The sequence below is a fragment of the Pseudomonas sp. AC169 genome, assembly GCF_979258515.1.
The window spans coordinates 1811224-1826143 of the sequence record NZ_OZ409866.1 but is presented as its reverse complement, the minus strand read 5'-3'; the positions used below and the strand labels follow the sequence as shown (position 1 = coordinate 1826143).

Below are 14920 nucleotides of genomic sequence, written 5' to 3'. Positions count from 1 at the left end.
CCTGATCTCTGCACCCTTCACCGCTACAGTCATCGAACCGATGGAAGGGGGACGCATGACCCCGACACCCCGCAGGAAAATCGTCGTCGCTCACTCGGTGCGCGCCGACGCGCCGCAACATGAAGTACAGACCAACAAGGCGCTGGCGCGATGGCTGGCGCAGATTCTCGGGTTCAAATTCGGTGGCAGTTACGACCCGGAAAAACATCGCGGCCGTGATCTGTATCTGTTGCCGACGCAAACCATCGTCGGCGCTGCCCAAGCCCAAGCGCTGGGCATCAATGGCGCGGAAGATCTGTGGGGCGGCTTTGTCGAGCACGATTTCATCTGCACCAAAGCCATCAGCCACGGTTTACGCAGCCATCTGGCCACGGCGCCACAAGGTTGGTCGCCACTGTTCAGCGAACGCACGCGCAGTGTGGTGCTCGACGGTCTCAGTGTGTTTGCGCTGGAAGATGCGCGGCTTGCTGCCGAGCATTTGCTGTACAGCGGCCCGATCCGCTTGAAGCCGGTTCACGCCTGCGCCGGTCGCGGCCAGGAAGTGATCAAAAGTCTCGATGCCTTCGATGAAATCCTTGCCCGTCCCGACATTGCAAAGCAGTTCAGTGAAGGCGTGGTACTGGAGCAGGACTTGAGTGATGTCGTCACTCACAGCGTCGGCCAGTCATTCATCGGCGATAAAGTGTTGAGCTACTGCGGTGATCAATACTTGACCAAGGACGCCCACGGCGAAGAGGTCTACGGCGGCTCGAATTTGCTGGTGGTGCAGGGTGATTATGACGAACTACTGAAGTTGGACCTGCCCGACGATGTGCGTCTGGCCATTGAGCAGGCACAGGTTTTCGACGCTGCCGCCAATGAGGCTTATCCGCGCTTCTATGCTTCGCGGCGCAACTATGACATCGCCCAGGGCCTGGACAGTAACGGTAAATCCCGCAGCGGCGTGCTCGAACAATCCTGGCGCATGGGCGGCGCGAGCAGTGCTGAAGTAGCGGCGCTGCAAAGTTTCGTCAACGATCCGGCGATGCGTGCGATCCGCGTGTCTTCGGTGGAAACCTACATCGATCAGCCGCTGCCGGCGGACGCCATCGAGGTGTATCGCGGGCCGGCCGAGAACAGTGAATTTCTCCTTAAATACGTAACGGTCAAATCCTATGACGGCTAGAAGCGAAAGCATTCAAATCGACATTGATGATGAACAGATGAGCGGGACCTTTCTCAGTCCCAAATCGAAAGTGCCGGGTGTGTTGTTTGTGCATGGTTGGGGCGGTAGCCAGGAGCGCGACCTTGAGCGCGCCAAAGGCATCGCCGGTCTCGGTTGTGTCTGCCTGACGTTCGACTTGCGCGGGCATACCGGCGGCACCGGGATCCCGCTGACCCGTGTGACGCGCGAAGATAATCTGCGCGATCTGCTCGCGGCGTATGACCGCTTGCTCGCACATCCGGCGCTCGATACCTCGGCGATCGCGGTGGTCGGCACCAGTTACGGCGGTTATCTGGCTTCGATCCTCACCTCGTTGCGTCCGGTGCGCTGGCTGGCGTTGCGCGTGCCGGCGTTGTATCGCGACGAGCAATGGCACACGCCCAAGCGTGAGCTGGATAAAGCGGATTTGCGTGATTATCGAAGCACCCTGGTGCGCGCCGACAGCAACCGTGCGCTGCAAGCGTGCTCGCAATTCACCGGGGATGTGTTGCTGGTGGAATCGGAAACCGATGACTACGTGCCGCACGCGGCGATCATGAGTTACCGCGCGGCGTGTCAGCAGACGCATTCGCTGACGCACCGGATTATTGATGGCGCCGATCACGCGTTGAGCGAACCGGTTTCGCAGCAGGCGTACACCTCGATATTGGTGGATTGGATTACCGAGATGGTCGTCGGCGAGCGGTTGAGCATTATTCAATCCACATGATTTTTGGTGTTCTCCGGGACGCCTTCGCGAGCAGGCTCGCTCCCACATGGAAATGCATTCCAAATGTGGGAGCGAGCCTGCTCGCGAAGGGGGCATTAGCTTCAACAAATTTCAAGAAGGTTTCTTCTCTATCCGCAACGCCTTGGCCTTGGCCTCAACCACCAGATACATCACCACCGTAATCAACAACGGCAACAGAAAATAAATCGCCCGATACGCCAGCAATCCCGCCACCAGACTGCCCCGCGAAGCCTCGTGTTGCAGCAACGCGACAAACACCGCTTCCAGTACGCCAAGCCCCGCCGGAATATGCGTGATGACCCCGGCGATAGCACTGATCAACAACACCCCCAGCACCAACGGATAATCGAGTTTGCTCGGTAGCAAAGTGAAAATCACCGCCGCCATCAGTGACCAGTTCAACGCGCCCAGCAGCAGTTGCAGCACCGCCATGCGCAGCGACGGCAGGTTGATTTCCACCCCGCGAATCGACCACTCGCGGCGCATGGAAAACTGGCACGCGGCGAGATAGCCGGCGCTGGTCAGCAGCAACAGAACACCGATGCCTTGCAGCGCAGCACTGCTGACTTTCCAGCCCGGCGGCATGCTCACCAAACCGCTGCTGAACACAGCGCCGGCGATGGTCATGTAGCCAAACCAGTTGGTCGCCAGGCTCAGCCCGAGAATCTTGGCAATGTTGCCTTTACTCACGCCGAGCCGCGAATACAGCCGATAACGCATGGCAATCCCGCCGACCCACGCGCTCAGGTTCAAGTTGAATGCGTAGCTGATGATCCCCACCGGCAGGATCTGTTTCCAGGTCAGATCCTGACGAATGTAGGTGCGGCCGATCAGGTCGAAACTGGCGTACACCAGAAAGCTCAGCAGCGTCAGGCTGGCGGCGATGATCAGCGTGCGCACTTTGAAGTCGGAGAGGGTTTCCAGCACTTCTTTCCATTCGATGCGTGTGGCGAACAGCGTCAGCAACACGATCAATGCGAGGAAAAACAGCAGCGTCAACGGACGTTTCCAGCGGGTCCATTTCGAGTGAGTCGCTGTTGCCGAGTGGCCGCTCGAGTGCGCTTCGGAATGGCTCATGGCGTGTTACCTCGAAATGGCTTGAGCCGGGGTTTGTGCGCCGGCAGCCAACCGGCCATCGACGGAAAATGTCGCAAAAAGTGGAACACCATAAAACCCACGGTCATGTGCCAGATGCGGCCACGCGGGGACTTGCTGGGGTCCATGGCTTTGCAGTGATTTTTGCTGAGGTCTTCGAGGCGCTCGAACAGATGCTGATTGAACGCGCGATCGCGGATCAGCACGTTGGCTTCCAGGTTCAGCGACAGGCTCAGCGGGTCGAGATTGCTTGAGCCGACGGTGCTCCATTCTTCATCGACCAATGCGACTTTGCCGTGCAGCGGGCGCTGGCAATATTCGTGAATCTGCACGCCGGCCTTGAGCAGGTAATCGTAGGTCATGCGCGCCGCGAGTTTCGCCACCAGCATGTCTGGCTGCCCTTGCAGGATCAGCCGCACATCGACGCCACGGCGCGCGGCATTGCGCATTTCCCGCAGCAATCGGTAACCGGGGAAGAAATAGGCGTTGGCGATCACCACCCGGCGTTTCGCGCGGCGCAGCACTTGCAGATAAACGTCCTCGATATCGGTGCTGTGCTGGTCGTTGTCGCGAAACACCAAGCGCACTTGTCCGTCGTGATCGTCGAAAGCCATTTCGGCGCGACGCTGGCGGCGGCGCTGCCACCAGAACCGCGCGCGACCGGGGCGACCACTTTGCAGCAGGGCGAAATGATGGATGTCGGCCACTGCCGGGCCCTGAACTTCCACCGAATAATCCTGCTTGGCCTCAGGGCCGAAATCGGCCAGGTGATCGCCGGAAAAGTTGATTCCACCGATGAACGCGACCATGCCATCGACCACGACGATTTTGCGATGCAAGCGGCGAAACCAATTGGTGCGGATGCCGAGACGCTTGGGTGCCGGATCGAAGATCTGCAAATGCACCCCGGCCGCACTCAGCGCGCTGAGATAACCGGTGGTCAACTCGCCGCAACCGAAGCCATCGAGGCTGACGGTGGTGCGCACGCCGCGCCGGGCGGCATCGATCAGAATCTCCTGTAACTCGGCGCCGACCTTGTCTTCGAAAACGATAAAGGTCTCGAGGATAATTTCACTCTTCGCCGCACGCATTGCTTCAAACACACGGGGGAAATACTCCTCGCCGTTTTCCAGCAATTGCACATGGTTGTTGCCCTGCCAGTGGTACTCGACATCGACCTGGCCGGGCTCGCGGATCGGCGGGGTGATGGCGACCGGTTCCACGGCGGATTTCTCCAGCGGCGCGCTGCTCATAGTTCAATCTCTACCGATAAAGGAACGTGGTCGGAAAGGTGCGACCAGGGCCGGCTCGCCAGGACTTTCGGCTGGCTGGCCTTGAGGTTGCGCACGTAAATACGATCAAGCCGAAGGGTTGGCAGGCGCGCGGGAAAACTGCGCGCCGGTTTGCCTTGGTGCTCGGCGAACACTTCGCGCAGACCGCAAGGCTTGAGCTGCGCGTCGGCACGCTGGCGCCAGTCGTTGAAGTCACCGGCGACGATCACCGGGGCGTCGTCGGGCAACTCCGCCAAGCGTTGCATGAGCAAGTCCAGCTGGGCGTTGCGATGACTTTCGCGCAGGCCCAGATGCACGCAGATCGCATGCACTTCGGTGCCGTCACCGGGCAGACGCAGCACGCAATGCAGCAGGCCGCGGTTCTCGTGGCCGCTGATCGACACGTCGAGGTTGTCGTGACGGATGATCTGGAATTTCGACAGCAACGCGTTGCCGTGATCGCCCTCCGGGTACACCGCGTTGCGCCCGTAGGCGAACTGCGGCCAGAGGCTGTCGGCGAGGAATTCGTATTGCGGCATCGTCGGCCAGTTGCTGTAGCGCTTGGGATGATGTTCGTGGGTGCCGTGGACTTCCTGCAGAAACACCACGTCGGCGGCGACGCTGCGCACCGCTTCGCGCAGTTCTGGCAGGATGAAGCGCCGGTTGAGGGCGGTGAAACCCTTGTGGGTATTGACCGTCAGTACGGTGAACGTCCGCACGGACGGCGCAACGACCGAGCCTTCATCGGTGAAGCCGACCGGTTCTGGAATACTCATGCCAGCACTCCTTCGCCAGCGGGTTCGCCGGGGGTGGTGGCGAGGTCTTTATCCAGTTCGAAACGATGCAGCAGATCACGGGCGTCGTACGGCGCACGGACTTTGATGTCGTTGTCGAAATAGCAGAACACTTCGCGGGACTTGCGTGCGCGTGGCTTCAAGCGTGGTGCGATCAGATGAGCATCCTTTGGTTGCTCGCCGTGGTGCCAGGCGTCGATGCGCTCGGCCCAGCGCTTCAGGGCTGGCGCGGTGTAGCCGCTGGCGTAGAGTTCTTCGGCGCCGTGCAGGCGCAGATAGACAAAGTCGCTGGTGAGGTCTTCGCGGTACGGCCATTTATCGGCGGTGTCGGCGATCACCAATGCGGTGTTGTAGCGCTTCAATAGCCGCACAAACTCGGGATCAAGGAAGCTGTCGTTGCGGATTTCCACGGCATGGCGCAGCGGTTTTTTGCGCCAGGCTTTCAGGCTCGCGTGACCGTGCAGATGAGCGTCGTGTTGCTGGGCGAGGGCGGCGGCGGCTTCGGTGTCGTGGGGCAATAGGGCGAGGAAATGTTCAAAACGCTCAGGCTCGAATTTGAAGTTCGGCGGAAACTGCCAAAGGATCGGCCCGAGCTTTTCCTTGAGTTCCAGAATTCCCGACGCGAAGAAATTCGCCAGCGGTTTTTCGATCTCGCGCAAGCGGCGGATGTGGGTGATGAAACGCGGGGCTTTAACGCTGAAAACGAAATCATCGGGGGTTTCGGCGTACCACTGGGCATAGCGTTCGGGCCGTTGCAGGGCGTAGAACGATCCATTGATTTCGATGCTGTTGACCGCTCTCGACGCGAACTGCAATTCGCGCTTTTGCGCCAGTCCCTTGGGGTAGAAATCCCCGCGCCACGGTTCGTAGCGCCAGCCGGAAATACCGATGTGAATCGTTGCCATGCCGCCCTCCCGTCGAAAATCCTCGTGTTGCCGTTATCTTTTGATGACTGCGCACGGTTCGGGAAAGTTTCGATGGCATTACGGACGGTCACGTCTTTAAGGCGAAGATCAAAAGCGCTCCCCCTCACCCCAACCCTCTCCCCCCGAGGGGGAAAGGGGGAAAGGGAGCAGAGATTCAAAATTTCAGGATTCGAGTTCGACTCAGGACTTTCAGATCGGTGCAGCCAGATCAGGCGACTCGGTCAGTTCCCTCTCCCTCTGGGTGAGGGGGCCCTTGAACTTGCCGCACAAATATCGATCAGTTCCTTACAGGTTCAGCCACGGGAGATGGGAGTTTTGGTCAAGTTCAGGATCGCCATTGTGCTGGGAGCATTGCTGTTTCTCGGTGCCAGTGAAATCGACGCCGCCGCGCTTCCGGGCCTTCCGGCCGCCACCGAAGAGGCGGCCAAACCTGAACCGATTGTGCAGGGCGGCCTGCTCGGCGCAATCAGTTCGAGCATCGACGACGTCCAGGACAAGCTCGACCTCAACGAACATCTGGTTGACGCCTGGCGCCTGCGCGCCGACCGCGCAGCCGACGAAGTCGACAAACTGGTCAACCAACCGTCGAACCGCTCGGGCTGGAGCGTCGCCGGGGATTTCCTCTCGTTGTCCGGCACCTGGCTCGGCAGTTTCGCGTTGTTGACCGTGCTCGGCGGTCTGTTGGCCAAACGTCTGCGCGAAGGTCGCTGGCTGCGCACCCGCCAGCGCAGTCAGGATCTGATCGGCTATTTGTTGCCTTACACCATTCCAGCGCTGATCTGCCTGCTGCTGACGCTGTATGTCAGCCATTTTCTGCAAGCTTCAGTCGGACGCGCGCTGGCCCTGTGTCTGGCCTACGCCACCAGCAGCGGCATCTTTTCGACTTCGATGTTGCTGTGCGTGGTGGTGATGTTCAACGTCGGCCACAAACGTCCGGCGGCGCGGATCATCCGCAACTACTGCCCACGACCGCTGTTCCTGATCGGCTTTCTCGCCGCCCTCAGCGATGCACTGACCAGCCCGCAGATCGCTCGACAATTGGGCGGCAATATCACCAGCAGTGTTGCCGTGTTCACCGGACTGATCGCCTCGGTGATTTTTGGCTTGCTGGTGATACGTCTGCGCCGCCCGGTTGCGCATCTGATCCGCAATCGCTCGCTGAGTCAGCGGCTGAAACAACCTTCTTTGCAGGAGTCGCTGCGGATTTTCTCGGGGCTGTGGTACTGGCCAATCGTGTTGATGGTGCTGGTCTCGGCGGTGAGTCTGATCGGCATCGGCGAAGACAATCAAAAAGCCCTGCGCTGCGCATTGTTCACCACGGTCTTGCTGATCGGCACGGTGTTTCTGAGCACGATCCTGCAGCACCTGTTCAAGTCACGAAAGGCCAACGCGATCCAGCGCAGCAGCGCTTACAAAGAACGTTTTCTGAGCCTGCTGCATGCGTTGCTGCGCATCGTCATCGCCATTGCCTTCATCGATATCCTCGGGCGGATCTGGGGCGTATCGCTGCTCGATTTCGCCCAGAGCAGTACGATCGGACGAGCAATCAGTAACGCGCTGAGCAGCATTGGCCTGATCTTCCTGGTGACGTGGCTGCTGTGGGTGGTGCTCGACACAGCGATTCAGGAGGCGCTGAAGCCGCCGCTCAGCAAACGCGCGGCACGCCAGCCGAGTACGCGGGTGAAAACCATCCTGCCGCTGCTGCGCAACGCGATCAAAATCATCCTTGTGGTGATCTGCGCGATCACCACCATGGCCAATCTGGGGATCAACGTTGCGCCGCTGTTGGCCGGTGCCGGGGTGGTCGGTCTGGCCATCGGTTTCGGTTCGCAGCAACTGGTGCAGGACGTGATCACCGGGTTGTTCATCATCATTGAAGACACCCTGTCGATTGGCGATTGGGTGGTGCTCGACTCGGGCCATGCCGGCACGGTCGAAGGGCTGACCATTCGTACGTTGCGCCTGCGTGACGGCAAGGGTTTTGTGCACTCGGTGCCGTTCGGCCAGATCAAGGCGGTGACCAACCAATCGCGGCAGTTTGCCTTTGCGTTTTTCTCAGTGCAGTTCACTTATGACACGGATGTGGACAAGGCGATTGAGCTGATCCGCGAGACCGGCGATTCGATCCGTGAAGACCCGTTCCTCAAGTACAACCTGCAAGGGCCGCTGGATGTGTTTGGCGTCGACAGGATGGACTTGAACGGCGTGGTGCTGACGGCGCAGTTCCGCACAGTGTCGGGTGGGCAGTATGCCGTGAGCCGGGCGTTCAACCAGCGCTTGAAGAAGCTTGTGGATAACAGTCCGGTGGTGCATTTCGCGCAGACTTATCCACAGCAGGTTTTGTTACCCAAGCGGCAGCCGGGGAGTGAGGTGGTGGCGAGCGAGGTGCCGCAGGAATCGCGGACTTGACGCAAGATTATGTGGGGCAGTGCCGGCCTCTTCGCGAGCAAGCTCGCTCCCACATTGGATTTGTGTACGCCGCAAAACCCTGTGGGAGCGAGCTTGCTCGCGAAGGGGCCAGTGAGGACAACGTCAATGCCGGATCAATTTGCCGCGCACCTGTTCCATCGCAATCTGATCCAGCTCCAGCCAAAACTGCTGCTTGCCGGCAATCTCCGCCGCCGCCGGCAACCCATCGCGATACACCAGCCGATTGCTCGCCAGTGCCGGCACTTTCACCCCCGGCAACAACGTCCCGGCCAGATTCAGCGGATCAACTCCGCACACCGCAACCAGACTGCCGTCATGCGGCCGCCGACGCACTTCGCGCAACAGTGGAATCGCCTCAGGCAAGGCAAACTGTTCCCCCGCCAAGCCACTGACAAACCGCCCGCCACGAATTTCGCCGCGCGCTTCCAGCCGATGAAACGTGCGCAGCAATTCCCGCCAGCTCGGCAACCAATCCGCCTCGCGCTCCAGCAAACGCCAGAACACCACGCCATAGCGGCGCAACAAGGTCATGGCGACGTGTTCCAGCGTCTCGCTGTTATCCACGGCTACCCCGCGCCGCAGTAACGCCCAGCGCCCGGCGTCATCCATGCCGCCAACAAATGCGCCGCGTCCACGCCGACTGCTGCGCTGCTGACGCTTGCTCGCCGGGGTGATCAGCGCGCGCAGGCCGGCGAAGCTGTCGGCGTTCACCAGGCCGGCGCCGACCAGTTCCTGCAAGGCGATTTCCAGCTCGGTGCGCAGCAGATGCGCCTCATGAATCAGCTCATCGAAAAACAGTGCGCCGTGTTGGCTCAACGCTTCAAACACCTTCTGGGTTTTCGGCGATAGCTCGCTGACCGGCGTCTGCTCAGCCAACGCACTCCACAAACCCACCTGACTGCGCGGCAGCAGCACGATCGGCGTGCTGCGCAACGCCGTGCCGCTGACTTTCTGCCGGGCACTGAGGCGCGTCCACACCAGTTTGCCGTTGCGGCACAACTCATCCAGCCAACTCGGTGAATAGTCCTTGAGCCGCGCCGGGAGAATGTCGCTGTCCCACGCTGAAGCCGCCGCCGCGTAGCCTTCGAACTGGCCGACAATCGCTGGTAACACGGCGCTGCCCTGACCGCGTGTCGAGGGCGACAGATGCTGCCAGTCGAACAAAAACCGCATGAAATCCTGTAGCGCTACCGGCTCGATCTCTCGCCGCAGGCGCTTGACCGTGTAGCGATGAATGCGCGCGAGCAAATGCCGTTCGCACCACTCCTCGACATTGACCTTGGGCGTGAACTGGCCGCGCAGCACATAACCTTCGCGCTCCAGTTGGGCAAGGGCTTGATTGACTTGCGTCGTCGGCAGCGCCAGCGGTTCGGCAATCGCGGATAACGGCAGCGGTCCGAAGGCACCGAGGCGTGCGCGGATCACTTCGACCAGCGCTTCATCGAACGTCCAGGCTTCATCGAATCCCGGCAACGCCTCCAGTTCGGCTTGCAATTTGGCCTGTGGATAAAGCGCTTGCAGGCAGGTCAGGCGTTCGCGGGCCAGCCATAGCCAATGCTCGGGATCGATTTGCAAACGGCAGGCGCGACCGCTGCTGGACAGGGTTTCCAGCCACTGTCGCCAACCTTCGTTCGCTTGCACTTCTGCCTCGCTGATACACGCCAGGCTCATCAGCGCCTCATGCATTTCATCCACAGCGTTCGGCGTCGGCCAGGCTTCTTCGCGGACAGCGTTAATGGCGTCTGCATCCAGAGCGCCGAGATCATCGGTCGATTGCGGATCGCTCCAGCGTCGGTTGATCACCGCTTGGGTGCGACGTTCTTCCAGCGGTGCATCGTCAAGAAAGGTGTACGGCCGCGCACTGAGAATTTCTGCGGCGAGCGGCGAGGGCGCCGGCAGATCGCGACTGATCAAGCGCACCTCGCCACGCTCCATGCGCCGCAGCAGAGTGAGCCAGCCTTCGCTGTCCATCGCTTCGTGCAGGCAGTCGTCCAGTGTCTGCTCGATCAGCGGATGCTCGGGAATTTCCCGTTCGCCGGCGAGGTTTTCCAGGCAGGCAATCTGATCGGGAAACACGCTGGCAATCAGGTCTTCACTTTTCATTCGTTGCAACTGCGGAGCGACTTTGCGTCCGCCGGTGAAACGCGGCAACGCCAGTGCCACCCCGGCATTCCAGCGCCAGCGCACGCCGAACAGCGGCGCATCGAGTACCGCTTGGATCAAAATGTGCTCGGCGCTGTTGCTGTGCAGGTAACGCCAGATGTCATCGAGTTCAAAACTGTGGCTGGTGGACAGCGACAACACGATCGCGTCTTCGCTGGCGGCAGCCTGCAATTCGAAATTGAAGGTGCGGCAGAAACGCTTGCGCAGGGCCAAACCCCAGGCGCGGTTGATGCGGCTGCCGAACGGCGAATGGATGATCAATTGCGTGCCGCCGGATTCGTCGAAAAAACGCTCCATCAGCAGCGTGTCCTGCGAGGGCAGGGCGCCGAGGGTTTGTCGGGCGCGGGCGAGGTATTCGACCAATTGCTCGGCACTGGCGAGGTTGAGACCGAGGGTTTGCGTCAGCCAGTCGAGCGCCGGTTGCAGATCGCCGGGGCTGGCGCCGAGTAGCTTGTCGAGCTGCGCTTGCAGGCGAGCGACGGCAAAAGACAGTTCATCGCTGCGCCCCGGCGCTTCGCCGAGCCAGAACGGAATGGTCGGCGGCTGGCCGTGGGCATCCTCGACGCGCACCTTGCCGGTTTCCACGCGCAGGATGCGGTAAGACGTATTGCCGAGTTGGAACACATCGCCGGCAATGCTTTCTACGGCGAAGTCTTCGTTGACGCTGCCGATGTTCAAGCCTTGCGGTTCGAGCATCACGCTGTAGTCAGCGTTGTCGGGGATGGTGCCGCCGCTGGTCACGGCCGTCAGTTGTGAACCGCGACGGCCACGCAACGTGCGGCTGACGGCATCGCGGTGCAGATAGGCGCTGCGGATGCCCTGACGACCGTTGTAGCCTTCGGCGAGCATGCTCAGCAGCGCTTGATAGTGTTTTTCGTCGAGGTCGCGATAAGGCGAGGCCTGGCGGAACATCGCGAACAAAGCGTCTTCCGGCCATTCCTGACAACTGACTTCGGCAATGATCTGCTGCGCCAACACATCCAGCGGCGCGACCGGGATGTGCAGGGTGTCGAGTTCGCCGCGGCGCACGCAGTCGAGCAGGGCGGCGCATTCGATCAGATCATCGCGGGTGGTGGCGAACAATCGGCCTTTGGGCGTACCGCCGACCTGGTGACCGGAACGGCCAACCCTTTGCAGAAAACCGGCGATGGAGCGCGGTGAGGCGATCTGGCAGACCAAATCGACTTCGCCGATGTCGATGCCCAGTTCCAGCGAGGCGGTGGCGATCAAGACTTGCAGTTCGCCGCGCTTGAGCCGTTGTTCGGCATCGAGGCGAAACTCTTTGGCCAGACTGCCGTGATGCGCCGCCACTGCGTGCTTGCCGAGGCGTTCGCTGAGGTGTCGGCTAAGACGCTCGGCGAGGCGCCGGGTGTTGACGAAAATCAGCGTGGTGCGGTGCTCGCGAGCGAGTTCCGCGAGGCGTTCGTAAACCAGTTCCCAGACGTCGTTGGCCATCACTGCGGACAACGGCACCGGCGGCACTTCGATGCCGAGATCCCGTGGTCGAGCGTGACCGATGTCGATGATTTCGCAGGGGCGCTCATGCCCGACGAGAAATTGCGCCACGGCTTCCACCGGCTTCTGCGTAGCGGACAAGCCGATGCGGGTCAGCGGCTCGGTGCACAACGCTTGCAGGCGTTCAAGGCTCAGGGCCAGGTGGCTGCCGCGCTTGCCGGCAGCCATGGCATGGATTTCGTCGATGATCACCGTGCGCGTGGTGCCGAGCATTTTTCGCCCGGATTCCGAGCCGAGCAGGACGTAGAGCGATTCCGGGGTGGTCACCAGAATGTGCGGCGCGGTCTTGCGCATGGCGGCGCGGTCTTTTTGCGGGGTGTCGCCAGTGCGCACGGCGGTGGTGATGTGTACTTCCGGCAGGTTCATCTGACGAAGTTGTTCGGTGATCCCGGCCAGGGGATTTTGCAGGTTGATGCGGATGTCGTTGGACAGCGCCTTTAGCGGCGAGACATAAACGACGAGCGTTTCGTCGGGTAAACCGTCGGGGTTTTCCAGGCCTCGGTGGACGAGGTCATCAAGCACGGCGAGGAACGCGGTCAGGGTTTTGCCGGAACCGGTGGGCGCGGCGATCAGTGTTGAGCGGCGCTGGCGGATCAACGGCCAAGCGCGGGCCTGGGCGACGGTGACCGTCGGGAAGGTCTTGCTGAACCAGGCGCTGACGGCGGGGTGAAAGCCTGCCAGGGCCGCGTCCGTGGGGATGGGCAGATTCATGGCTTAAGTTATGCGGTCGCAGGGGGGAAGATGCAAGTACCACTGGGATCTTCAGCGTCTAGGCGGGCCTCTTCGCGAGCCTGCTCGCGAAGGGGCCAGTGGCCACGACACAAATCCCGGCGATCTGCACTTTACGGATGACGGTTGCGCACTAAACCCGCAAAATGCAACGATTCCGGCAATTATCGACGACGGTTTCACAAGAGCCGTCGCTAAAGCCATCGTTCCAATCAGACTGGGCCTGCTGACTCTATGCGAATGCGCCTTATGTTACTGGGCGGCGGAAATGCCCTTGGGCAGGCGCTGATTCGCCTCGGTGCAGAGGAAGACATCGGTTTCCTCGCCCCCCGCCCGCCCGAAAACGGCTGGGATGCCGCGAGCCTGACCCAACTGCTCGACGACACCCGTCCCGATGCATTGATCAACCTCGCCTACTATTTCGACTGGTTCCAGGCCGAAACCGTCAGCGAAAGCCGCATGGCCGGGCAGGAACGCGCCATCGAACGTCTGGCCGAACTGTGCCAGCACCACAATATCGTCCTCGTGCAGCCCTCCAGTTATCGGGTGTTCGATGGTTCGCGTGCCACGGCGTACAGCGAAAAAGACGAGCCGGTGCCACTGGGGCTGCGCGGTCAGGCTTTGTGGCGCATCGAGCAAAGTGTGCGCGCCACGTGCCCGCAACACGTTTTGCTACGATTTGGCTGGTTGCTCGATGACAGCCCCGATGGCACCCTCGGACGGTTTCTCGCTCGCGCCGAACAACCGGAAGAATTGCTCCTGGCCGATGACCGTCGTGGCAACCCGACGCCAGTCGATGATGCCGCGCGAGTGATCATTTCGGTACTCAAGCAACTCGATTGCGCCGCGCCGCTGTGGGGCACTTACCACTACGCCGGCCACGAAGCGACCACACCGCTGGCGCTGGGCCAGGCGATTCTAACCGAAGCGCGCAGCCTGCATGCGCTGGCGATCGAAGCTCCGACCCCACAGGCCCACGCCGCACGACCGGACGCTGCCGAGGAGCCGCAACACGCGGTGCTGGCCTGCAAGAAAATTCTGCACACTTTCGGGATCAAACCCCGCGCCTGGCGCGCGGCACTCCCGGGCTTACTGGATAGGTTCTACCGTCATGGCTGAAGGGACTGTTTTAATCACTGGCGGAGCCGGCTTCATTGGCTCGCACCTGACCGATGCCTTGCTCGCTGCCGGGCATTCGGTGCGCATCCTCGACGATTTGTCGACCGGCAAGCGCAGCAACCTGCCGCTGGATAATCCGAAAGTTGAACTGATTGTTGGCGATGTCGCCGATGCGGCACTGGTGGCCAAGGCCATGCAAGGCTGCAGCGCTGTCGCTCACCTGGCGGCCGTGGCGTCGGTGCAGGCTTCGGTGGATGATCCGGTGAAGACTCACCAGAGCAACTTCATCGGCACGCTGAACGTCTGCGAAGCCATGCGTCTGGCCGGAGTCAAACGTGTGGTGTACGCCTCCAGCGCGGCGGTGTACGGGAACAATGGTGAGGGCGAGTCGATTGATGAAGACACGCCCAAAGCGCCGCTGACGCCTTATGCTTCGGACAAACTGGCTGGCGAGCATTATTTCGATTTCTATCGCCGCCAGCATGGCCTGGAACCGGTGATTTTCCGCTTCTTCAATATCTTCGGCCCGCGTCAGGATCCGTCCTCGCCGTACTCCGGAGTGATCAGCATCTTCAGCGAGCGCGCGCAGAAAGGCCTGCCGATTACCGTGTTCGGCGATGGCGAACAGACCCGCGATTTCCTCTATGTCGAAGACCTGGTCGATTTGTTGGTACAGGCGATCGAAAAACCTGAGGTGGACGTCGGTGCGGTGAATGTCGGCTGGAATCAGTCGATGAGTCTCAAGCAGATGCTCGAGGCTCTTGAAACCGTGGTCGGTGAGCTGCCACCAATCAGCTATGGCCCGGCGCGCTCTGGTGATATCCGCCATTCGCGGGCGAACAACGCTCGTCTTCTGGAACGCTTCAAGCTGCCACAGCAGACGCCGATGAGCGTGGGTCTGGCGCGGTTGTTGGGGCGCTCCTGAGAAGAGCCCCTCACCCTAG

Annotated in this window: 10 protein-coding genes; 5 read left to right on the top strand and 5 right to left on the bottom strand. The window is 61.0% G+C overall.

What is annotated here, in order from left to right; genetic code table 11:
- Nucleotides 1–55 precede the first annotated feature (55 nt).
- Nucleotides 56–1165 carry a DUF3182 family protein gene (locus ACZZ0G_RS08280; protein ID WP_463555864.1) on the top strand — a complete coding sequence of 370 codons (1110 nt, stop codon included), beginning with the start codon at nucleotides 56–58 and terminating at the stop codon, nucleotides 1163–1165.
- Nucleotides 1155–1913, top strand: coding sequence for an alpha/beta hydrolase family protein (locus tag ACZZ0G_RS08275; RefSeq protein WP_463555863.1), 759 nt, complete (start codon nucleotides 1155–1157; stop codon nucleotides 1911–1913). The genes ACZZ0G_RS08280 and ACZZ0G_RS08275 overlap by 11 nt, the downstream gene beginning before the upstream one ends.
- A 111-nt stretch (nucleotides 1914–2024) precedes the next feature.
- On the opposite strand, the gene ACZZ0G_RS08270 is transcribed toward ACZZ0G_RS08275, so the two are convergent.
- From ACZZ0G_RS08270 to ACZZ0G_RS08255, 4 genes are read right to left on the bottom strand one after another with little or no spacing between them, the layout of a single operon-like run.
- Nucleotides 2025–3011, bottom strand: coding sequence for a lysylphosphatidylglycerol synthase domain-containing protein (locus ACZZ0G_RS08270; RefSeq protein ID WP_463555862.1), 987 nt, complete (start codon nucleotides 3009–3011; stop codon nucleotides 2025–2027).
- Complete coding sequence (gene clsB, locus ACZZ0G_RS08265; protein WP_463555861.1) at nucleotides 3008–4282, bottom strand: cardiolipin synthase ClsB; 1275 nt, start codon at nucleotides 4280–4282, stop codon at nucleotides 3008–3010. Before clsB ends, ACZZ0G_RS08270 begins: the two co-directional genes overlap by 4 nt.
- Nucleotides 4279–5076, bottom strand: a complete 798-nt coding sequence (locus ACZZ0G_RS08260; RefSeq protein WP_463555860.1) for an endonuclease/exonuclease/phosphatase family protein — start codon at nucleotides 5074–5076, stop codon at nucleotides 4279–4281. Before ACZZ0G_RS08260 ends, clsB begins: the two co-directional genes overlap by 4 nt.
- Nucleotides 5073–5999: a DUF72 domain-containing protein gene (locus ACZZ0G_RS08255; protein WP_463555859.1), complete on the bottom strand. Its 927-nt coding sequence runs from the start codon at nucleotides 5997–5999 to the stop codon at nucleotides 5073–5075. The genes ACZZ0G_RS08260 and ACZZ0G_RS08255 overlap by 4 nt, the downstream gene beginning before the upstream one ends.
- Nucleotides 6000–6335: 336 nt before the next feature.
- Here ACZZ0G_RS08255 and ACZZ0G_RS08250 point away from each other — a divergent pair, with 336 nt between their 5' ends.
- Complete coding sequence (locus tag ACZZ0G_RS08250) at nucleotides 6336–8429, top strand: mechanosensitive ion channel family protein (protein WP_463555858.1); 2094 nt, start codon at nucleotides 6336–6338, stop codon at nucleotides 8427–8429.
- A 123-nt stretch (nucleotides 8430–8552) separates the two neighbouring features.
- Here ACZZ0G_RS08250 and ACZZ0G_RS08245 read toward each other — a convergent pair whose 3' ends face one another.
- A complete protein-coding gene (locus ACZZ0G_RS08245) occupies nucleotides 8553–12839 on the bottom strand; it encodes a DEAD/DEAH box helicase (protein ID WP_463555857.1) in 4287 nt (1428 codons plus the stop codon).
- Between the two features lie 252 nt (nucleotides 12840–13091).
- Here ACZZ0G_RS08245 and ACZZ0G_RS08240 point away from each other — a divergent pair, with 252 nt between their 5' ends.
- Nucleotides 13092–13976 carry a sugar nucleotide-binding protein gene (locus ACZZ0G_RS08240; protein ID WP_463555856.1) on the top strand — a complete coding sequence of 295 codons (885 nt, stop codon included), beginning with the start codon at nucleotides 13092–13094 and terminating at the stop codon, nucleotides 13974–13976.
- Nucleotides 13969–14901, top strand: a complete 933-nt coding sequence (locus ACZZ0G_RS08235) for an NAD-dependent epimerase/dehydratase family protein (RefSeq protein WP_463555855.1) — start codon at nucleotides 13969–13971, stop codon at nucleotides 14899–14901. The genes ACZZ0G_RS08240 and ACZZ0G_RS08235 overlap by 8 nt, the downstream gene beginning before the upstream one ends.
- Nucleotides 14902–14920: the final 19 nt, after the last annotated feature.

Excerpts from the sequence above, each read along its gene's own strand:
- clsB (WP_463555861.1), bottom strand. The coding sequence starts at position 4,282 with ATGAGCAGCGCGCCGCTGGAGAAATCCGCCGTGGAACCGGTCGCCATC.
- ACZZ0G_RS08235 (WP_463555855.1), top strand. The coding sequence starts at position 13,969 with ATGGCTGAAGGGACTGTTTTAATCACTGGCGGAGCCGGCTTCATTGGC.
- ACZZ0G_RS08280 (WP_463555864.1), top strand. The coding sequence starts at position 56 with ATGACCCCGACACCCCGCAGGAAAATCGTCGTCGCTCACTCGGTGCGC.
- ACZZ0G_RS08245 (WP_463555857.1), bottom strand. The coding sequence starts at position 12,839 with ATGAATCTGCCCATCCCCACGGACGCGGCCCTGGCAGGCTTTCACCCC.
- ACZZ0G_RS08240 (WP_463555856.1), top strand. The coding sequence starts at position 13,092 with ATGCGAATGCGCCTTATGTTACTGGGCGGCGGAAATGCCCTTGGGCAG.
- ACZZ0G_RS08255 (WP_463555859.1), bottom strand. The coding sequence starts at position 5,999 with ATGGCAACGATTCACATCGGTATTTCCGGCTGGCGCTACGAACCGTGG.
- ACZZ0G_RS08270 (WP_463555862.1), bottom strand. The coding sequence starts at position 3,011 with ATGAGCCATTCCGAAGCGCACTCGAGCGGCCACTCGGCAACAGCGACT.
- ACZZ0G_RS08260 (WP_463555860.1), bottom strand. The coding sequence starts at position 5,076 with ATGAGTATTCCAGAACCGGTCGGCTTCACCGATGAAGGCTCGGTCGTT.
- ACZZ0G_RS08275 (WP_463555863.1), top strand. The coding sequence starts at position 1,155 with ATGACGGCTAGAAGCGAAAGCATTCAAATCGACATTGATGATGAACAG.